Source organism: Parvibaculum sp. MBR-TMA-1.3b-4.2 (assembly GCF_053628815.1).
On record NZ_JBRJHC010000001.1, the window covers coordinates 2,628,241 to 2,648,024 of the forward strand.

The following is a 19,784-nucleotide window of genomic DNA, read 5'->3' on the forward strand; positions in this document are numbered from 1 at the left end:
TGGCTCTTACGCCGGCATCACGAAAAAGCCCGCGCGAGGGAAATGCACCACGACATCGCCCACCGGCATGTCCTCGCGATGGATGGCGATGTGCTGCGCGGAGGATGAGACGACGACGCCCACCACCGGGTCGCGGCCGTAATCGTCCGGCGTCACGCTGACGAGGTCACCCGGCTTCCAGCCATTGGGCTCGTTCGGGTCGGCTGCTTCCTTTTCCACGCTTGTCGACGCCTTGGCGATGGCCAGCGCATCGTCGCGCGAAATCTCCTGCCTGTTGCCATGGCCGATGGCCTTCACGCGCTCCTCCCAAGCGGCGAGCTTCGGCATGTGCTCCACCATCGCCGCGCCCTGCGGATGGATCCAGCGCATGAAGGCGAGATTGTAGAAGCCGCTCGCATCGGCGAGGCCGGGCTTGTCGCCCATCAGGAAGTTGCGTCCGTCGGCAAGCTGCTCCTCGATCCAGCCGAGCTGGGCGCGGAGTTGTTCCGTCATCAGCGGCACGGCGGCTTTCATCGCATCGGTGTCGAAGGGACGGCCCGTCAGCGCCTCGCGGTCCTTCTTGAAATCCTCGTCCACCGCGTCGCCCGCGCCGCCGAAGATCACCGCCACCGCGGTCTGGAAGAGGATGCGGTCGGTCCACATGGAAAGCCCCCAGCCGAGCCCCTTGTCCTCGCCGGGAAAGAGCGTCGGCGCGGGATAACGCTTTTCCAGCTCGCGCAGGATGATCTGCGTGTCGCAATAGATGTCCGCGCCGATCTGCATCACCGGGATCTTGCGATAGCCGCCGGTGAGCGAGGTCAGTTCCGGCTTCGGCATGATGACGGGCTCGTCGCAGGCGAACCAGTCGAGCCCCTTGATGCCGAGCGCCACGCGCACCTTTTCGGAAAAGGGCGACACGTCATATTGATGCAGGATGATGGAATTCGCGTCGGCTTGCGCCATGGCCGTCTCCTATTCGGTTCCGTTTCGTCAACCGATACCGGCCCCTCGGCGAAGCGTCTATGGCCGTTGCGATCACGAATTTGTGCGGGGGCGTTTCCTAGAGGCGGCCCCTGCGTTTTGCGATTTCCGCCATCTGGCCGAAAAGCTGCGCGGCGTCGAGTTCCTCGTGCACGCCGTTGAACTCGTTATAGAGCGTGGCGACATTCACCGCGATGCGTTCGCCGTCGCCCCAGCTGTCGTAATCGCTCATGTCGATGTCGAGCGCGGCCTCGAAGGCGTCCATCCCGGCGTCATAGCGCTTGCGCGCCTCGTCGCGCACATAGACGAGATAATCCTGCACCGCCTTCACGCCCTTCTTGTCGGTGATGGGGCCGTGGCCCGGCACCACCGTTTCCACATCCATCGCCATGATGCGGTCGCAGGCCTCGATCCAGTTCCCCACCGGGCCTTCCCACATGATGGGATGGCCTTCGATGAAAAGAATGTCGCCCGTATAAACCGTGCGGTCGGCGGGCACATGCACCAGCGCGTCGCCCGGCGTATGCGCGGGGCCGACATGCATGATGCGCACTTCCTTGTCGCCGACCTTGCGCGTCAGCTCCTTTTCGAAGGTCGTGGTCGGCAGGGTCTGCGTCACGCTTTTGAAGTCGAAGGGGCCGAAGCACTGCGTGATGAATTTGCCGAGATCGCCCATTTGCGGGGCCATCTCCAGAAAGCCCACCAGCATTTGCGGCGGTTCGCGCGTCATGGCTTCGGCGGCGAGCTTGTGCGCGATGATTTCGGCATTGGCGCAGCATTCATTGCCGTTGCAATGGTCGCCATTGTGATGCGTGTTGACGACGATGCCGATGGTCTCGGCCGCCTTGGGCTCGGCCTTCTTCATGGCGTCGAGCATTTCCTTCGTCAGCGGCACGTCGAACAGCGTGTCGACCAGCAGCGACTCGCCGCTATCGGTGATGAGTCCCGCATTGGACCAGCCCCAGCCGCCATCCGGCTGCAACCAGGCATAGGCGCCGTTCCCGATATCGTGAAGCCCCTTGGTGTATTGATATTTCGCCAGCCCCAGTCCCATCGCGTCCTCCCGTTGGCTTTATGTTTTTAGCTGATCCCCGTCAGCCCGCTATCGACGGCGAGCGTCTGGCCTGTCACATAGACGCTTTCATCCGACATGAAGAAGAGCGCCGCATAGGCGATTTCCCAGCCCGTCGCCTGCCGCCCGAAGGGCACCGGCGTGCGCCCGCGCGAGGGGCGGCCTTGTGTGGCGAGCCGTCCCAGCGGCGTATCCACCAGCCCCGGCGCGACGATGTTGGACCGGATGCCGCGTCTTGCGCCTTCGAGCCCCACATGGCGCATCAGCCCGCCAAGGGCCGCTTTCGAGGCGTCATAGGCGGGGAGCCGGCTGCCCGCGACGAGGCCTGCAATCGAGGAGATGAAGACGATGGAGGAGCCTTCCTCCATTTTCGGCATTGCCGCCTGGCAGCAGAGCATGGGCCCGCGCAAATTCACGTCGAGCGCCTTCGTCCAGTCCTCCGCCGAAATGCCGTCGAGGCCCAGCCCGCCCACGCCGATCCCGACATTGAGCACCATGCCGTCGAGCCCGCCCATGGCGGAAACGGCTTCGTCGATCATGCGCTTGATGTCGTCGGGTTTGGAAATATCGGCGGTGATGGCCGTGGCCTTGCCGCTTTCGGCTTCGATCCGGCGCACCGTTTCGGCGGCGGCGTCCGCATTCATATCGGCGACGGCGACCGCTGCGCCTTCCCGCGCAAAGAGCAGCGACATGGCGCGCCCGTTTCCGACCGGGTCGGTCGCCGCATCAAGTACGCGTTGCCCGCCGCCCACCACGAGAATGCGCCGCCCGTTCAGCCGCCCGCGCCCCGGCGCCTCGCCTTGCGACTCCGCGCTCAGCGGCCGGACGTAGCCTTGTTTTTCCGGGGCCTGTTTTTCTTCCGCCATGTTTCCTCCCTCACTTTTCTTTTATTTGTTGTCATTGCCGGACTTGATCCGGCAATCCAGCGCAACCTGCGCCGCAGGCGCAGACTGGATGCCCGGGTCAAGCCCGGGCATGACAGACAAGAGACTTCCCCCTCACCGCCCCATCGTGGTGTCGATCTCCTCCAGACCCGAGCCCTCGATGTCCTTTTCCTCCAGCTCGATCTCCATCGTCTCCAGATAGCGGCAGACCAGCATGTAGATGCCCACGATGAGAATGAGTTCCTGCATCCCCGCATCGCCGACATGTTTATGCGCGGCATCGAAAAGCGCCCCGTCCGCTTTCACCTTTGCCACCTGGTCGTCGATGAAAGTGAGCGCCGCGTTTTCCGCCTCGCTGAAATGCGGCGAGGGGAGCGGGCCGCCCGCCGCGGCGATACGCTCCGCCGTCATGCCGATGGTGCGCGACACGCGCTCATGCTGGTGAAGCTCATAGGCGCTTGCCTGCAAATGCCCGACGCGCAATATAGCGAGTTCGCGCAGTTCCGCGTCGAGCGCCCCGTGGTTCAGATAGGCGTTGATGAGCGCCATGAAGGGCGGGAAGCTCGCGCCCGCGCCGGAGAGCATCCGGAAGATGTTCAGCGGCGGGAGCGTTTCGATGAGCGCCCGGTTTTCCTCCGGCAGCGCGGCGGGGTCGGGATAGGGCAGTTTCGCCATGCGCTCAGGCCTTCTTGCCGACGCTCGTTTCCACGGGCTTGTCCTCGATATCGACGTCGAAGGTTTCGAGGAAGTTCGACACCATCGTGTAATAGCCGATGGTGATGGTCAGTTCCTGCATCTGCTTGGGCCCCAGCTTTTCCAGCAGCGGGTCGAAAGTCGCGTCGGAGGCGCGGGTGTTTTTCACCACATCGTCGGTGAAGCGCATCACCATGCGCTGCATGTCGTCGAAGGCGGCGGCGTCAGGCCCCTCATGGATCGCCTTGATGAGGTCGTCGCTCATGCCGATCCGGCGCGAGATCGCCTCATGCTGATAGACCTCATAGGTCGAGCCCCGGAGCACGCCGGTGCGCACAATGGCGATTTCACGCAAGACCGGGTCCAGCTCGGAGAACATCAGGATCTGGTTGCCGAGCTTGATGAAGCCGTCCAGCATCTCGCCGGAATGGCCGAGCATGCGGAAAATATTGAGCGGCGGCAGCTTCTTGTAGACTTCCTTCGCGCGGCCTTCGGCCTGGTCCGGATCGAAATAGGGTATGCGGGCCATCTTCTTCTCCCTGTGAATTTCTCTTGTTGCGCGTGGGGTCTTTCGCCCCTTCCGCAGCGTATCGTTGCGTCGGTTTCGTGTCCGGCCCTTATAGCATTTCCGCGCGCCGGTTGCGCTTGCTCCCTGCGATAGCGCGGTTACACTCGCGGCAAAGAATATTCACAAAATCACATCGCCGCGCTGGCAAATGCCTCCGGAGAAGGGGCGCGGGCGGCGAGCCAGGGGAGGAACACCATGTTCGATGCGAACGAGGTTCGCTGCGTTGCGGATATCACGCGCTACCGGGCGAAGACCGAAGGCGACAAGACGGCCCAGGTCTTCGGCGAGCGCCGCACCACCTATGCCGAGCTCGACGCCTATGCCAATCGCGTGGCGCAGGGGCTGATCGCGGAAGGCTGCAAGCCCGACAGCCGCATCGGCTATATCGGCAAGAGTTCCGATCTCTATTTCGAGGTGCTCTACGGCGCCTTCAAGGCGAATGCCGTGATGGTCGGCGTCAACTGGCGTCTCGCCGCGCCGGAAATCGCCTATGTGCTGAATGATTCCCGCACGGAAATTCTTTTCGTCGGCGCGGAATATTACGACGTGGTCGAGAAGGTGCTTTCGGAATGCCCGAATATCCGGAAAGTGGTGGCGCTGGACGGCGGGCGGTCGGACTGGATTTCCTTCGACGAGTGGCGCGACAGCTTCCCGAACGAAGACCCGATGCTGCCCTCCGAGATCGATGACGATGTCATCCAGCTCTATACCTCCGGCACGACGGGCCACCCCAAGGGCGTGCAGCTCACCAACCGCAACTATCTCGCCGTTTTCGACCAGGGCATGAAGTCCGGCTGGGCGGATTGGAAAGAGAGCGATGTGGTGCTCGTCTGTATGCCGCTCTTCCATGTGGCGGGCGTCAATATCGGCATTCTGGGCCATCTGCATGGCTGCAAGAATGTCGTGCTGAAGGATGTGGATCCGGCGTTGATCCTGCGCCTGATCGAGAAGGAGGGCATCACCGTCCTCTTCATCGTGCCCGCCGTGATCCTCTTCCTTCTTCAGCAGCCCAATATCGCGGAGGTGGACGTCTCCACCGTGCGCCAGCTTCTCTATGGTGCCTCGCCGATTGCGGAAGATGTGCTGCGCAAGGCCCAGGACCGCTTCAAGGCGGAGTTCGTGCAGCTTTACGGCCTCACCGAAACGACGGGCGGCGCGACGCATCTGCCGCCGGACGCGCATGATCCGGCCAAGGGCAAGCTCCGCTCCTGCGGCATTCCCAATCCCGGCACGGAAATCCGTATCGTCGACGAGAACGGCAAGGATGTGGAAGCCGGCGGCGTCGGCGAAGTGCTCATCAAGGGCGGTTCGGTGATGAAGGGCTACTGGAACCGTCCGGAAGCGACGGTGGAATCCGTCGTCGACGGCTGGTTCCATTCCGGCGATGCGGGCTTCTTTGACGAGGACGGCTATCTCTACATCCATGACCGCGTGAAGGACATGATCGTCTCGGGTGGCGAGAACATCTATCCCGCGGAAGTAGAGAACGCGCTCTTCGGTCATCCCGCCATTGCGGATGCCGCTGTGGTCGGCGTGCCGCATGAGAAATGGGGCGAGGCGGTGCAGGCCATCGTCGTGCTGAAGCCCGGCGAGAACGCCAGTGCGGAAGACATCATCGCCTTCGCCAAGACGCGCATCGCCTCCTACAAGGTCCCCAAGGACGTTGCTTTCATCGAGGCGCTGCCGCGCAACCCGTCCGGCAAGATCCTGCGCCGCGAGCTGCGCAAGCCTTACTGGGAAGGCCGCGAACGGATGATCAACTGATCGGCGAAATAAATTTGACCTGTCATCCCGGCCTTGTGCCGGGATCCAGGGGCCGCAAGCACTGACTGTGCCGCTCTGGACCCCGGGACGAAGCCCGGGGTGACAGCTATTGGAATTCGCTATCCGAATTCAAACTCTGCCAATGGGAGGAAACCATGAGCCTTGCGGAGGAGACGCGCGACGTCCCGTTCAAGCCGCTGAAGCAGAAGCCGCCGAAGATCGTCGTCGAGCGGATGGATGACGGCACGACATATGTCCGGTCGCAGCACGAACTGCCGGAGATGAAGCGCTCCGTGCCGCACATCCTCGCGGAAAAGGCGGCGGCCCATCCCGAGCGTAATTTCATCGGCGAGCGCGGGGCGGACGGCGCGTGGCGTTACATCACCTATGGCGAGGCCCATCGCGCGGCGCGCGCCGTCGCGGCGGCGCTTCTTCAGCGCGGGCTTAACCAGTCCACGCCCATCATGATCCTGTCGGGCAATTCCATCGCCCATGCCGTCATGGCGCTGGGCGCGATGAAGGCGGGCGTGCCGGTCGCCCCGGTCAGCGTGCCTTATTCGCTGATGAGCACGGATTATTCCAAGCTCAAGCATGTGACCGCCACCGCGAAGCCCAGGCTCGTCTTTGCCGAGCAGGGCGAGATGTTCGCCAAGGCGATCAATGCGCTGGATCTCGGCGACGACGTCACCATCGTGACCGGTTCCGGCGAAGTGCCGGGCCGCGAAACGCTCTCCTATCACGACATCATCACCACGCCGGCGGGCGTGGAAGTCGATGAAGCGCTCGACAGGGTCGATCACGACACGGTCGCGAAATATCTCTTCACCTCCGGTTCCACCGGCATGCCCAAGGGCGTGGTGCAGACGCATCGCATGATGATGGCGCAGCTTGCCGCACAGGAAGCGCTCCGCACCGAGGAGCCCGATCCGGAAGACGTGCCGCAAAGCCTTGAATGGATGCCCTGGAATCACATCTCCGCGGGCAACATCTCCTTCAACGGCAATCTGGCCAATGGCGGCACGATCCATCTCGATTCGGGCAAGCCCGTGCCGGGCCTGTTCGACCAGACCATCGCCAATCTGCGCGAGGTGAGCCCGCGCGTCTTCGGGTCCGCGCCGGTCGCGTTCGGCATGCTGGCCGATGCGATGGAACGCGATCCAGAGTTGCGCGCCTCCTTCTTCCGGAACCTGGAATATATGGCCTATGGCGGCGCCACGCTGTCGAGCGATCTCTATGACCGCATGCAGCGGCTCGCCATCGCCGAGACGGGGCACCGCATTCCGCTGACCACCATGTATGGCGCGACGGAAACGCAGGGCATCACCGTCGTTCACTGGATCACGGAGCGCGTCGGCCTTATCGGCCTGCCGCTGCCGGGCATGGAGCTGAAGCTGGTGCCCTCGGGGGCGAAGATGGAAGTCCGCGTGCGCGGGCCGATGGTGACGCCCGGCTATCACGGCGATCCGGAAAAGACGGCCAAGGCCTTCGACGAGGAAGGCTTCTATTCGCTCGGCGACGCGGCGAAGTTCCTCGACGAGGAGGACCCGCATCTCGGCCTCGTTTTCGATGGCCGCGTGACGGAGGATTTCAAGCTTTCCACCGGCACATGGGTCTCCACCGGCACGCTCAGGGCCGATGTCGTCGCCGCCATGTCGCCCATGGTGCAGGATGCGGTGGTGTGCGGCCTCGACAAGCCCTATATCGCGTTGCTCGCCTGGCCGAATGTTGTGGGCATGAAGGCCGCCGCCGGTCTGCCGGACGATATGGCGCCGGAAGACGTCATCAGGCATCCCAAGGTGATCGACTATCTCCGCAACGCGCTTGAGACGCACAACAGGGGCGGCGGCGGATCATCCAGCCGCATCGCGCGTCTCCATCTCATGCTCGAACCGCCGTCCATCGACGGTCACGAGATCACCGACAAGGGCTATGTGAACCAGTCCGCCACGGCGTCCCGTCGCGCGCATCTGGTGGAGAAGCTCTTCGAGGCGGACCCCGCCGACGATGTGATCGTGGTGGTGCAGTAAAGTCAGTGTCGTCCCGGCTTTCGCCGGGACGACAACTCTGGTTAGCTTGCGGCTCTGACATCTTCTTCGGAGCAGCCCCATGTCCCTCATCCGCCCCCGCGACGTGCTCGATTTCTGGTTCAATGCCGGGCCGGAGAAGTGGTTCACGAAAAGCGACGCCTTCGACGCGGAAATCCGCCGCGAGTTCGGCGACGCGGTGAAGGCCGCGGCGGAGGGCGATTACGACGATTGGGTAGGCGAGCCGGAAAGCGCGCTTGCGCTCGTCATCCTGCTCGACCAGTTCACGCGCAACATCTATCGCGACGATCACCGGGCCTGGGCGTCCGATGCCAAGGCGCTCGGCATTGCGCGCGAGGCGATAGCGCGCCGCTTCGACACGACCCTGCCGGAGGTTGCGCGCCGCTGGTTCTACATGCCCTTCATGCATGCCGAAGACCCCGCCGCCCAGGAGGAGGCGCTCAAATATATTGCCGGGCGCCTCAACGATCCGGAAACGATGAAGTTCGCCAAAATCCATGCCGACATCATCCGTCGTTTCGGCCGTTTCCCGCATCGCAACGCCGTGCTGGGCCGGGTGACGACGCCGGAAGAGCAGAGCTTCCTCGACGAAGGCGGCTTTTCGGGCTGAGACTAGCCCGTTGCGGCGCGCGTCATGCGCAGCGATGCGGTTTCGAATCCCGACGCCTCATAGAACTTCCGTGCATCGTCATTGAAGGCATGAACGGAGAGTTCGACCCCGTCATACCCCTTCTGTCTTGCCCATCGATCGGCGCCGTCGACAAGCGCGCCGCCAATACCCTGCCGCCGTGCATGCGCGCGCACGCACAGATTGTCGATCTCGACGATACGCCTTGCGGCGCTGACGGGCGTTGCGGGCCGTTCATGGCCGATCAGCGTGGCGAAGCCGTGCAGGATGCGCGCATCCCGTTCGGCGGCGACGAGAATGGCCGATGCGGGCGAGGCGATCAGCCCGGCCACATAGGCTCGCGCGCGCGGTGGGCCCTCCGGTTTCCGGAAGAGGTCGGGCCGCGCGCTTCGATGCAGCAGGTCGAGTTCCGCGAAGAGATCGCAAAGCTGCCCGTAATCGGCTTCGGTCGCCTGGCGAATGGTGAAAGCTGTGCGGTTCATGTCTGGTCTCCATCTGGCCCGAGGCGGGCCGGAGACCGTCTGTTCATGAACAATGCCGCCGGACCGCGGCGGCATTGGTCTGAACGAAATGATCGAGCAACGCCGCGCCTATGTGGCGGGCGTATAAAACAATCCGTGGATGTGCGAGGCGTCGATCATGCGGCGAAAGCTAGGGCGGATTTCGGGGCAGGGCAAGGCCCGGGAAAGATGCAGGTCCATTTATTCACATGGGCAAAATCCGCCGCATGGGCGGTTTCGGCCGGGAAGGCTTTGCCGGTTTGCCCGGGGACAGGAACAGGCGCAGCGTTTCGCCCCGCTCAATTCATTGAAAAGCTTACCTAATTTCCGCAGGCGGTTCTGGCCCGCCCATTGCAATCCGGTAAGGCAAAACCCCAATGCCTTTCCGGAGAGCGCGCATCATGGTCACCGAGCACGAAATCAATCTTCTGGCCGCCTATATGGTCGATACGCATGGCGAAAAGGCCATCGGCTTTGCCGATCAGGCTGTCGACGAGCTGGAGCGGATCGGCGAGAAGCTGCGCGCCGAGGCCTGGCGGCAGCTTCGCGTCGTCGTGCTGGACATGGTGAGCGGGCGGCGCAACCGCGAAGGCGGCGTGCTGCACTGAGGCCGGCGCGTCTTCGGATGGCGCGTCGTCGCGCCTTCGCGGGCGCGAAATTACCTGTTTGCAATGATCCGATTTTGCAGAGGCGCCGGTGGGTCCCCGGCGCCTTTTTGCATGTGCGGATTGCTTTTGGCCGCAACGTCAAGCGCATTTGTGGCTTGGCGCAGGGCGCTTTGCCCGGCTAGATAAAGGGAACGAAGACAGTGCCGGCGGAAAGAAACAAATCAACGCTGGCAGATAGAGACCAGAGGGGAGGCCATCCATGACACTCGATCCGCAGGCGAAAGCCATTCTCGACGGCATGGCCGAGAATACGGAAATGCCGCGCATGATCGACCTGCCGCCGGAGGGCGCGCGCGAGATGTATCGCGGGCTCGCCGCCGCGCTCGATGCGCAGGGCGTTCCCATCGGCAAGGTTGAGGACCGCGCCATTCCCGGCCCGGGCGGCGACATTCCGGTCCGCCTTTACGAGCCCGTCGCGGGCGGCAACGGTTTGCCCGCGCTCGTCTTCTTTCATGGCGGCGGCTGGGTGATCGGCGATCTGGAAACGCATGACGCGCTGTGCCGGACGCTCGCCAATGAAAGCGGCTGCAAGGTGATCGCGGTGGATTACCGCCTTGCGCCCGAGCATCCCTATCCGGCCGCGTCGGAAGATTGCTATGCCGCCGTGAAATGGGTGGAGGCGAATGCCGCCGACATCAATGTCGATGCGAACAGCATCGCGGTGGGCGGCGACAGCGCCGGCGGGCATCTCTCCGCCGTGGTCTGCCAGATGGCCAAGGCGAACAAGGGGCCGGATATTTCCTTCCAGCTCCTGATTTATCCGGTTACGGACAAACCCGGCAAGACCGGCTCCTATGACAGCTTCGCCGAGGGCTATTTCCTCGAGAAGGAAGGCATGGAGTGGTTCTGGAAGCATTATGCGGGCAATGGCGCGGATGAAAGCGATCCGCTCCTCGCGCCGCTGCAGGCGAAGGATCTCTCCGGCCTGCCGCCGGCCTATGTCGTGACCGCCGGCTTCGATGTGCTGCGCGACGAGGGCAAGGCTTACGCTGATGCGCTGAAAAAGGCGGGCGTCGATGTCGAATATGTCAATTACGACGGCATGATCCACGGCTTCTTCAATCTGCAGGCCGCCATCGACGTCTCGCGCGAGGCGGTAAAAGCCGCCGCTAAGGCGCTGAAGGAAGCGCTCTCCTGATCTCTATTTCGCTATAAGGCGGTGTGACAGGGGCCCGTGGATATCCACGGGCCCTTTTCGTTCTGTTTCTTTCCCCGTTATTTGCTGTTTATGCGATTGATTGGCAAAGACCGACAAAACAGTTGGCGCTTCCTCCGCAATCTGCATAGTTGGCATCATTTGCGTGAGTGAGATTCATATCGGAGGGGAAATGCGGCGTTCCAACTGCATGAATTGCGGTGGCGGCGGGCTTCACAGTTTAATCGATCTCGGTCTGCAGCCGAGCGGCAATCACTTCATCTCGGAAGCGGACATTCCCACCGAGCCGGTATTTCCGCTGGAAATGCTGATCTGTTCCGATTGCTGGCAGGTCCAGATTTCAGAATTTCCGCCTCAGGAGATGCTCTTTTCCGATCACCCCTATGTCACCGGCGTCAATGTGCCGGTGGTCGAGCATTTCCGGCGGATGGCGGCCGACGCGGTGGAGCGACTGAAGTTGCGGCCCGGCGATCTGGTGATGGACATCGGTTGCAATGACGGCACATTGCTCGGCATGTTCGCCGCGCAGGGCATGACGACAATGGGCATCGATCCGGGCAAACGCGTCACCGATCTTGCACGCGCCGACGGCCATGTCGTCGGGCGCTGCTTCTTCAACCGGAAAACAGGCGAAGCGCTCGAGACGCTCGGCATAAGGCCGAAGCTCATCACGGCGACGGCCGTCTTCTATCACGTGCCCGATCTGCATGATTTCATCGACGGGCTCGATGCCGTGATGGATGAGGAAACGGTGTTCCTTGTGCAGGGGGTGAACCTCCTCGATCTCATCGAGAATCTGGAATTCGATCACTTCTATCACGAGCATTCCTGCATCCATGCGATTGCGCCGCTGGAAAAACTGTTCGCGGCGCATGGCATGCGGTTGCTTGATGTGGAGTTCTGCCCCATTCACGGCGGCTCTTTCGTCGCCTATGTCGGGCGCGACACGCATTCCATGCCGACCAGCCCGAATGTTGCAGCCGCCATCCGCAGGGAATATGACGCAGGCCTGTCGACGCTGGAGCGCTATGAGCGTTTTGCGCGGGACGTCCGGAGCAATATGGACGAGCTCAAAAACCTGCTCGAGCGGCTGAAGGCGGAGGGTAAAAGCGTTTACGGTCTCGGTGCGCCGCTCAAGGGGTCCACGCTGCTGAACTATTGCGATATCGGACCCGACCTCGTGCCCTGCCTCACGGAGGTCAATGAGTTCAAGATCGGCAAGCTGGCGCCGGGCGTACATATCCCCGTCGTCGATGAACGGACGCTTGGCGAAGTGCCCGATTATTATCTCGTCTTGTCCTGGAACTTCGCAGACTATTTTATAAGGAAATATGCCGACTATCTGAGGGCTGGCGGGAAGTTCATCATTCCTGTCCCCCGGACACGGATTGTCGGTGCGGAAGCATTGGATGGGGAAATTGCCGATGGCTGAAAGGCCCATGCGGAATGTAATTGTGACGGGGGCGAGCGGGTTTATCGGCCGGCGTGTGGTCGAAATCCTCAATGAGCGTTTCGGGCCGGACGTAAATGTCTATGGGTTGAGTTCCCGCGATGTCGATCTGTCGAACAGGACGGCGGTGTTCGACTGGGCGGACCGCATCCAGTGGACCTTCGACTGCGATCATATCATTCATCTGGCCGCCCTTTATCGCGCGGGCAATTGGCCGGTGACGCATCCCGCGACGCAGTTCTTCGTCAACATGTCGATCAATGTGAACGTACTGGAAGCGTGGAAGCGCTTTTTCCCGGCGGCGCGCATGACGAGTATTCTGTCCTACTGCATGTATCCCTCGCACCCGGAACCGCATCCGGAAAGCGAACTCTACGGCACGGAGCCGGAGGATTATCTCTTCGCCTATGCGCTGACCAAGAAAGCAATGCTCATCGGGCAGAGGGCTTACCGGCAGGAGCATGAACTTTCCTCGACGAGTGTCATTCTGCCGACCGTCTACGGGCCGGGCGACAGTTTCGCGGAAGACAGCCATGTCATGGGGGCTCTGGTCGGAAAATTCGTGCGCGCCGCGGATCGTGGCGCCGAAACGGTCGAAGTCTGGGGCGATGGCAATCAGGAGCGCGAGTTCCTTTATGTCGACGATGCGGTGGACGGGATTATCGAAGCGGCCATGCGCTCGGAAGAAGATGTCCTCAATATCGGCACGGGCGAGGCGCACAGGATCGGCGACATCGCATCGTGGATATCCGAAGCGGCCGGGTTTCAGGGGCAGGTCGTGAACAATACCAACCGCTTCGTCGGCGTGTCGAAGCGCATGCTCGACACCTCCCGCGCGAAAGAAGCGTTGGGGTGGAAGGCGAAAACTTCTATCCGTGAGGGGATCGAGGCATCCGTCGCCTGGTGCCGGCAGCACGAACTCGTGTAACGGGCGGTTTCATGAGAGTTCTCTACGTCGATCCATCTCTCGAGAGACCTCTGGGCCACCACGCGAATGTGACGGTCAATATTGTCCATGCGTTGCATGCGCTCGGTCACGAGGTGCAGGTTCTGGGAAACGGCAAGGCTTCCGCCGGTCTTGGCGTGGATGTCGAGAGAGCTTTTTCTAAAGCTGTTTACAGCCATCTCGAGGTCGAACCGGGGGCCGCATTTCCCGCTCTCGCCCGTTACTGGGCCGGTCGGTATGAGAGCGAGGCGCTGCCTTATATCGCGCGTTTTTATCCGGATCTGATCTATGCGAATTCCATTAGCGGGTTCGTTCTTGCGGGCCTTGCCGATGCGGTCGGGAAACTCTATCCGTCGGGCCAGTGTCCGCCCATTGTCGGCGAGTTTCCCTTTCCGTCGTCGGGAACGAAGGAGGCCGAGTGGTATGCGGCGCAGATCCGCTACGCGATCGAGACCATGCCCGAAGGCGTGCTGGCCAGAACCACGCTGATGACCGTGAACGGGCGGACGGCCGCTCGACTCGGGGAAGCCATCGAATGGCCGGCGGCGGCGTTCCCGTCGCCTTATGTCGTGCCCGCCTCTCCCGATGCGCAGGGGCGCGAGCGGGCACCTGGCTCGCCGATCCGCGTTGGCGTGCTGGGACATCAGGCCGGGCATAAGGGCATCCTTCTTGTTCCCGATATTCTGGAGATCGCTCTTGCCGAGATGCCGGGCGTTGAAGTCGTTGTGCAGGTACAGGAGCAGGACACGGACCCTGCCGTCCGGGCAAGGTTGCATGACCTTGCCAAGGGCAATCCGCGCCTCGAGGTCATAAGCGGTGCGTTGGACAAGGAGGAATATGATGCACTGGCGCGCCGGCTGGACGTCTTCCTGCTGCCCTATGACAGGAAGCGCTATCAGAGTTCGATTTCGGGCATTTGTTACGAGGCGCTGAGCAATGGCGGATGCGTTGTGTGTCCGGACGATTCCTCACTCGCCGATATCGTGGTGAAGTATCAGGGCGATACCGGGCTTTTCGGCGAGTGGACGGCGCGCAGCATCGCCGATGCGCTGAAGCGCGTCGTGGATGATTTCGAAGCGGTCTCCGAACGCGCCCGGGAAGGGCAGCGGCATTTTCTGGAGGAGAACGGTCCGGTCGCCTTTGCGCGGGAACTGCTGGCACATGCGGCCCCGGACGCGCCTCGCAGGCCCTCCGTCTTGAGGGCGCTCTGGCTGTCGAAGGTCGCTTATCTCAAGTTCCGCTGTGCGAGGGCGCTGGCGCGGATAATGCGGCGCCGGTAGGGAAAACCCGCCTAACCCAGCAGCGCCTCCACGATCTCTTCCAGCGAGGCGGCGACATATGCGCCGCCTTTCTTCGCCGTCTCGTCGTCGCCGTGGCGGAACTTGCCTTCTTTCACCAGCGCGGCCATGAAGCCCGCTTCGATGGCACCCAGCACGTCCGCCTCCACATCGTCGCCCACCATCAGCGTGGTCGCGGGATCGGCGTCGATGTCCTTCGCCGCCTCGCGGAAATAGTCGGGCGAGGGCTTGCCGATGAGGCGCGCTTCCGCGCCGCTGGCATATTCCAGCGCGGCGACGAAAGGCCCGGCGTCGAGTTCGAGCCCGCTTGTTCCCTTGAAATAGCGGTTCTTTCCCAGCGCATAGAATTTCCCGCCCTCGAGGAGAATGCGGAAGGCCGCGTTGAGCCGCTCATAGGTAAAATGTTGCGCCGCATCGCCCAGCAGCACGGCATCCGGTTCCGCCGCCTCGTCCGGCAGATCTTCCAGAAGGTCGGGATGGACGAGGAGATAGGGTTTCGCGCCGTCCGCCTTCATCGCCGCGCAGGCGACGGAGGCCGTCGTCACCACCTCATCCGCGTGCACCTCAAAGCCCAGCCTTGTCAGCTTGTCGAGGATGGCGCGTTTGGGGCTGCGGCTGGTATTGGTGATGAGGCGGAAGGGAAAGCCCGCCTGCCGGAGCCGGGCGAGCGCATCCGCCGCGCCGCTGAGGGCGGTGTCGCCTTCATAAAGGACGCCGCTGATATCGAGCAGGGCGGCGCGCGCTTCTGAAATTGACTTCGGGGTCATTGCATTCGCCCTTAGCATGGCCCCTCGCTCCCGCTCATCAGTCTAGAGCGGCTTTGCCGCAGGTCACAAGCCTGCGCTATTCTTTGGGAAAAGAACCAAACATAAAGACCGGGGAGGTCACCACATGCCCGCCTTGCGCTCGCCGCAGATCCATCCCTTTTCCGCTTTCGACGTGCCGCACCTGCTGGCCGTTCATGCCACGCGAAGGCCCGACCATCCCTTCCTCGTCTGGGAGCCCTTCGAGGGGCCGGAGCGGGTCTGGTCCTATGCCGCCTTCCAGCATGATGTGAAGCGTCTCGCCGCGGGGCTGAAGGCGCGCGGCGTCCAGCCCGGCGAGCGCGTGCTCATCCATCTCGACAATTGCCCGGAAGCGGTCGTCGCCTGGTATGCCTGCGCGCATCTGGGCTGCGTCGCCGTCACCACCAATGCGCGCTCGGTGGCCGACGATCTCACCTATTTCGCGTCCCACGCCTCCGCCGTCGGGGCGATCACCCAGCCGGTCTTTGCCGATCTCGTGGCGGGCGCCTGTCCGGACCTCAAATGGATCGCCGTCACCGAGACCGATTGCGGCGCGCCGCCGGCCTCCGGTCATGCGCCGGGCAAGTTCGACAGTTTCTCGTCTCTCTTCGGCAATGCGGACGATGTTCCCTTGCGTCCCGCCGATCCCATGCTGCCCGTCGGCATCCAGTACACCTCAGGCACGACCTCGCGGCCCAAGGGCGTGGTGTGGACGCATGCCAATGCGCTCTGGGGCGCGAAGATGTGCGCCATGCATGAGGACCTGCGCCCCTCCGACGTGCATCTCACCTATCTGCCTTACTTTCACACCAATGCGCAGAGCTATTCCGTGCTCTCCACGCTCTGGGTGGGCGGCACGGTGGTGTTGCAGCCGCGTTTCTCGGCCTCGCGCTTCTGGGACGTGTCGCTCAAGCATGGCTGCACCTGGACGAGCATGGTGCCCTTCTGCCTGAAGGCGCTGATGGACAAGGACGTGCCGAAGCACAACTACCGTCTCTGGGGCAATGGCGTGTGCGAGCCGCCCACGGATGCGCATTTCGGCGTGAAGACGGTCGGCTGGTGGGGCATGACCGAAACCATTACCCATGGCATCGTCGGCAATCCGCATCTGCCGGACCGCTCGATGAGCTGCGGCCGTCCCTCGCCCGGCTACGAAATCGCGATCACGCGAGAGGACGGGTCGTCGGTCGATGTGGGCGAGACGGGCTTCCTGCTGGTGCGCGGCGTGCCGGGCATTTCGCTCTTCCTGGAATATCTCAACAATCCGCAGGCGACTGCCGACACCTTCGATGAGAAGGGTTTCTTCATCACCGGCGACCGCGTGACGCTGCTCGAGGACGGTTTCATCCAGTTCGCCGACCGCGACAAGGACATGCTGAAGGTCGGCGGCGAGAATGTCGCCGCGTCGGAAATCGAGCGTGTGGTGATGACGGTCCCCGGCATTGCCGAATGCGCGGTCGTCGCGCGGAAAGATCCGATGCTCGACGAAGTGCCGGTCGCCTTCCTGCTCGTGCCGGGCGGCGAGGAGGCCGCGCCCGCGAGCCTGAAGGACGATGTGCTTGCGGCCTGCAGGAAGGGCCTTGCCGATTTCAAGATCCCGCGCGAGGTTCGCATCCTGCCGGAGTTCCCGCGGTCGACGCTCGAGAAGATCGCCAAGGCGGAATTGCGGAGCGTGCTGGAAGCGGAGGGGTAGAAGAACTCCATCAATTCCTTGTCGTCATGGCCCGGCTTGTCCGGGCCATCCACGTCTTTACGCGAAGGAAGAAAGGCGTGGATGCCCCGCATAAAGCGGGGCATGACGGCGGAAACAGCGAAGGCCTCACGCCTCCCAGATCATCGCCGGGCCGGGCAGGTAGGAGCCGTCGTCCTCGCCCACCTCGTCTGCGATCAGCGCATTGAGCCGCGTGTTGAGCTTCTCGATGACCGGCCGATGCGCTTCGAGGTCGTTGGCGAGGTTCACCGTCTCCATCGGGTCGGCCTTGATGTCGTAAAGCTCCAGATCGTTGAGCGCCGTCAGCTCTTCCACCGTCTTCGGCGTGTTGTGTTCCAGTGGCGAGAAATAGCGCGCGAACTTGTAGTTTCCGTGCAGCACGCCGCGCATATGGCCGCGATGGTGCAGACCTTCCAGCGCCGTGCCGAGGTCGAGCGCGCCGATCTTGGCGAGCGGACCTTGCGCCTTCTGTACGGCGGTAAAGCCGAGCATGGTCTTTTCCGACAGGTGAACGAGGCTCGTCCATTGCGCCAGATGCGCATCGCGCGGGCCCGCGCCTTCATCCGTGCCGCTTGCCGTCAGCACCGGCGAGAGGTCGTGCCCCTTCAGCATCGGATAGGCGGTGCGGCGTTCGGCGTCGCTCACGCCCGCCAGCGCCAGCAGCGTCGGCGCGATGTCGAGCTGCGAGGCCAGCGCCTCCACCTCGCGCGCCTTTTTCACGTCGGGATGGCGGATCATCAGCGGCACGTTCTGGTCCTCGCGATACATGTTGCCGCCCTTGCTGCGCAGCCCGTGCACCCCGCCCATCTCGCCGTGATCGGCCATGAAGATCACGATGGTGTTGCCGCTCTGGCCGCTTTCGTCCAGCGCGTCGAGGACGCGGCCCAGATGGCGGTCCATGTCGCGCAGGCAGTTGTAATAGTAATTGTTGAAGGACGCCCAGAGGTCGCGCCGGTCCAGCGGAATGTCGCCAAGCGCGAGCCGCATCACCTTCTGCATCTGGCGCTGCGCGTCCGGTTTGCCCGCAAGCGTCGCCTCGCCGAATGTGTCGGGCAGCGGCACCTGCCAGTCCGTCGCATAGATCGGATCGTCCGGCGCGGGCATGATCTTGTCCGGGAACTGGCCGAGCCGCGATGTCTTCTGGTGCTCGTCCGTCTCGAAAAACATGATGTCATGCGGGTTCACGAAATTGACCGCCGCGAACCAGGGTTTGTCGCCGCCCTTCATGTCGTGCATGAAACGCGATGCCCCGGTCGCCGTCGCCGCGTCGTGCTGCCAGCCCGCCTGCGCGCCGTCGCGTTCGGCATCCTGGTCGGTATGCTCGAAACCGTAGGAGCCGAAGACCTCTGCGATCTTCTGCTTGCCGACCGTCTCGTTCAGCGGCAGATGCGTCAGGTGCCATTTGCCGAAATAGGCGGTGGCATAGCCCGCATCCTGCATCATCGTGCCGACGGTCGGAATGTCTTCCCTGAGCCCGCTCGCCCAGGGCAGCGGCGTGTTCTCCCAGATGCCGTTCAGTTGCGGGTGCTGACCGGTATAGGTGACGCCGCGCGCCAGCGAGCAGAGATTGGAGACCGCGCTCATATTGCGGAAGCTCGTCGCTTCCGCCGCCAGCCGGTCGTGATTGGGAAGCGGCAGGGATGCGGGCAACAGGTGCCGCGCGCGCTCCTGGTCCGTCAGGACGAGGAGGATGTTGGGGCGCTTGCCCTTGTCGGTCTTGAGCGCCACGCGGGGGCGCGTGCCGCTCTTCGGGCCGGCGATATGCCAGGCGCCATAGGCGGCGGCCAGCGCGCCGGCGCCGACAAGCGCCGTGCGGCGTGAAATCTTCTTCATGCTTTCCTCCTCGGGGCGCCTTTTAGGCGACGTCTTGTCTCAGCTCTCGTCGGTCTCGCGCTGCAGGCTTTCCAGCAGCCGGGCCACGATGCGGGCATGTTCGTCCACGAAGCTTTCCTCGCGCGGGTTCACGCCGAAAAGCTTTTCGCAGACATGTTCCATGGTGAAGACGAAGGCGCCCGCGCCGGTCATCACGTAATAGGTGTGCGGGTCGATCTCGCGGCCGATGATCCGGCTGACCTCGTCGCGGATGTCGCGCAAATGCGTGTCGTAGAGATAGTCGAGCCGCCATGAGGGCGCCTTGCCCTCCTGCGCCATCATCCGGTTCAGCATCGGGGCGTCGGCGCTGTAGCGCACAAAACTCGTGATGAAGGCCTTCTGGCGCTCTTCCGGCGAGAGGTCGCGGACGATATCCGCCGTCAGAGACAGGCGCTCGCGCAGATCGGTGAAGAGCCGGTCCGCCATTTCCCGCCACAGCGCTTCCTTGGTGTCGAAGTGATAGGCGATGAGGCCGCGCTGTACGCCCGCATGGGTCTCGATAGTGCGCGCGGAAATGCCGTCGAAGCCGAGCGCGGCGAAAAGCTCCGTTGCCGCGTCGAGCAGCCGCTCGCGGGTCTCTTCCGCGCGTTTCTGAGTCGCCTTCTGGGGGCTGCGTTTTGCCTTCGTCTTGGCGGTCATGCCGGTCATGCCCGGTTTCCTTAAAACTTGTTGATTGACGAAATTTATGACTCAGTTTTTGTCAGATGACAAGTTTCGGGCCGGAATCGCCAAAAAGGGCAGTGGCCCTTACGTAGAAACCCCTATGACATGGGGGATGACCCGC

18 protein-coding genes are annotated in these 19,784 nt (G+C 63.0%); 9 read left to right on the top strand and 9 right to left on the bottom strand.

Annotated features, from left to right (window positions below; all coding sequences use genetic code 11):
- Window positions 1–6 precede the first annotated feature (6 nt).
- The 5 genes from ACSSVQ_RS12660 to ACSSVQ_RS12680 all read right to left on the bottom strand — a co-directional run bounded on the left by ACSSVQ_RS12660 (window position 7) and on the right by ACSSVQ_RS12680 (window position 4,138).
- Window positions 7–942 (bottom strand): glutathione S-transferase family protein, encoded by a 936-nt coding sequence (locus tag ACSSVQ_RS12660; RefSeq protein ID WP_454183557.1) that lies wholly within the window; start codon window positions 940–942, stop codon window positions 7–9.
- Between the two features lie 97 nt (window positions 943–1,039).
- Window positions 1,040–2,014 carry an MBL fold metallo-hydrolase gene (locus ACSSVQ_RS12665; RefSeq protein ID WP_454183559.1) on the bottom strand — a complete coding sequence of 325 codons (975 nt, stop codon included), beginning with the start codon at window positions 2,012–2,014 and terminating at the stop codon, window positions 1,040–1,042.
- 26 nt (window positions 2,015–2,040) lie between these two features.
- Complete coding sequence (locus ACSSVQ_RS12670) at window positions 2,041–2,898, bottom strand: SDR family NAD(P)-dependent oxidoreductase (protein ID WP_454183561.1); 858 nt, start codon at window positions 2,896–2,898, stop codon at window positions 2,041–2,043.
- 132 nt (window positions 2,899–3,030) lie between these two features.
- A complete protein-coding gene (locus ACSSVQ_RS12675; RefSeq protein ID WP_454183563.1) occupies window positions 3,031–3,591 on the bottom strand; it encodes a carboxymuconolactone decarboxylase family protein in 561 nt (186 codons plus the stop codon).
- A 4-nt stretch (window positions 3,592–3,595) separates the two neighbouring features.
- Entirely contained in the window at window positions 3,596–4,138 is a 543-nt protein-coding gene (locus ACSSVQ_RS12680; RefSeq protein WP_293328457.1) for a carboxymuconolactone decarboxylase family protein, read from the bottom strand.
- A gap of 234 nt (window positions 4,139–4,372) precedes the next feature.
- Between ACSSVQ_RS12680 and ACSSVQ_RS12685 the strand changes: the two genes are divergently transcribed.
- The 3 genes from ACSSVQ_RS12685 to ACSSVQ_RS12695 all read left to right on the top strand — a co-directional run bounded on the left by ACSSVQ_RS12685 (window position 4,373) and on the right by ACSSVQ_RS12695 (window position 8,596).
- Window positions 4,373–5,941: a fatty acid--CoA ligase gene (locus ACSSVQ_RS12685; protein WP_454183565.1), complete on the top strand. Its 1,569-nt coding sequence runs from the start codon at window positions 4,373–4,375 to the stop codon at window positions 5,939–5,941.
- A 155-nt stretch (window positions 5,942–6,096) separates the two neighbouring features.
- A complete protein-coding gene (locus ACSSVQ_RS12690) occupies window positions 6,097–7,968 on the top strand; it encodes an AMP-binding protein (RefSeq protein WP_454183567.1) in 1,872 nt (623 codons plus the stop codon).
- Window positions 7,969–8,047: 79 nt separating this feature from the next.
- On the top strand, window positions 8,048–8,596 hold the full coding sequence (locus tag ACSSVQ_RS12695) for a DUF924 family protein (protein ID WP_454183569.1): 549 nt from the start codon (window positions 8,048–8,050) through the stop codon (window positions 8,594–8,596).
- 2 nt (window positions 8,597–8,598) lie between these two features.
- On the opposite strand, the gene ACSSVQ_RS12700 is transcribed toward ACSSVQ_RS12695, so the two are convergent.
- Window positions 8,599–9,096 (bottom strand): N-acetyltransferase family protein, encoded by a 498-nt coding sequence (locus ACSSVQ_RS12700; protein ID WP_454183571.1) that lies wholly within the window; start codon window positions 9,094–9,096, stop codon window positions 8,599–8,601.
- A gap of 419 nt (window positions 9,097–9,515) precedes the next feature.
- Here ACSSVQ_RS12700 and ACSSVQ_RS12705 point away from each other — a divergent pair, with 419 nt between their 5' ends.
- From ACSSVQ_RS12705 to ACSSVQ_RS12725, 5 genes are all read left to right on the top strand, one after another.
- Window positions 9,516–9,722 (top strand): hypothetical protein, encoded by a 207-nt coding sequence (locus ACSSVQ_RS12705; RefSeq protein ID WP_339614027.1) that lies wholly within the window; start codon window positions 9,516–9,518, stop codon window positions 9,720–9,722.
- Window positions 9,723–9,981: 259 nt separating this feature from the next.
- Entirely contained in the window at window positions 9,982–10,920 is a 939-nt protein-coding gene (locus tag ACSSVQ_RS12710; protein WP_454183573.1) for an alpha/beta hydrolase, read from the top strand.
- Window positions 10,921–11,110: 190 nt separating this feature from the next.
- Window positions 11,111–12,370: a class I SAM-dependent methyltransferase gene (locus ACSSVQ_RS12715; protein ID WP_454183575.1), complete on the top strand. Its 1,260-nt coding sequence runs from the start codon at window positions 11,111–11,113 to the stop codon at window positions 12,368–12,370.
- On the top strand, window positions 12,363–13,316 hold the full coding sequence (locus ACSSVQ_RS12720) for an NAD-dependent epimerase/dehydratase family protein (RefSeq protein ID WP_454183577.1): 954 nt from the start codon (window positions 12,363–12,365) through the stop codon (window positions 13,314–13,316). The genes ACSSVQ_RS12715 and ACSSVQ_RS12720 overlap by 8 nt, the downstream gene beginning before the upstream one ends.
- A gap of 11 nt (window positions 13,317–13,327) precedes the next feature.
- Window positions 13,328–14,614, top strand: a complete 1,287-nt coding sequence (locus ACSSVQ_RS12725; RefSeq protein WP_454183579.1) for a hypothetical protein — start codon at window positions 13,328–13,330, stop codon at window positions 14,612–14,614.
- An 11-nt stretch (window positions 14,615–14,625) separates the two neighbouring features.
- Here the strand turns inward: ACSSVQ_RS12725 and ACSSVQ_RS12730 are convergent, their stop codons facing one another.
- On the bottom strand, window positions 14,626–15,399 hold the full coding sequence (locus tag ACSSVQ_RS12730; RefSeq protein ID WP_454183581.1) for a TIGR01458 family HAD-type hydrolase: 774 nt from the start codon (window positions 15,397–15,399) through the stop codon (window positions 14,626–14,628).
- 124 nt (window positions 15,400–15,523) lie between these two features.
- On the opposite strand from ACSSVQ_RS12730, the gene ACSSVQ_RS12735 reads away from it, so the two are divergent.
- The gene (locus ACSSVQ_RS12735; protein WP_454183583.1) at window positions 15,524–17,110 is read left to right on the top strand and encodes an AMP-binding protein; all 1,587 of its coding nucleotides are present in this window, start codon (window positions 15,524–15,526) and stop codon (window positions 17,108–17,110) included.
- Between the two features lie 126 nt (window positions 17,111–17,236).
- On the opposite strand, the gene ACSSVQ_RS12740 is transcribed toward ACSSVQ_RS12735, so the two are convergent.
- Window positions 17,237–18,961, bottom strand: coding sequence for a sulfatase-like hydrolase/transferase (locus tag ACSSVQ_RS12740; RefSeq protein ID WP_454183585.1), 1,725 nt, complete (start codon window positions 18,959–18,961; stop codon window positions 17,237–17,239).
- A gap of 39 nt (window positions 18,962–19,000) precedes the next feature.
- The gene (locus ACSSVQ_RS12745; protein WP_454183587.1) at window positions 19,001–19,648 is read right to left on the bottom strand and encodes a TetR/AcrR family transcriptional regulator; all 648 of its coding nucleotides are present in this window, start codon (window positions 19,646–19,648) and stop codon (window positions 19,001–19,003) included.
- Between the last annotated feature and the right edge of the window lie 136 nt (window positions 19,649–19,784).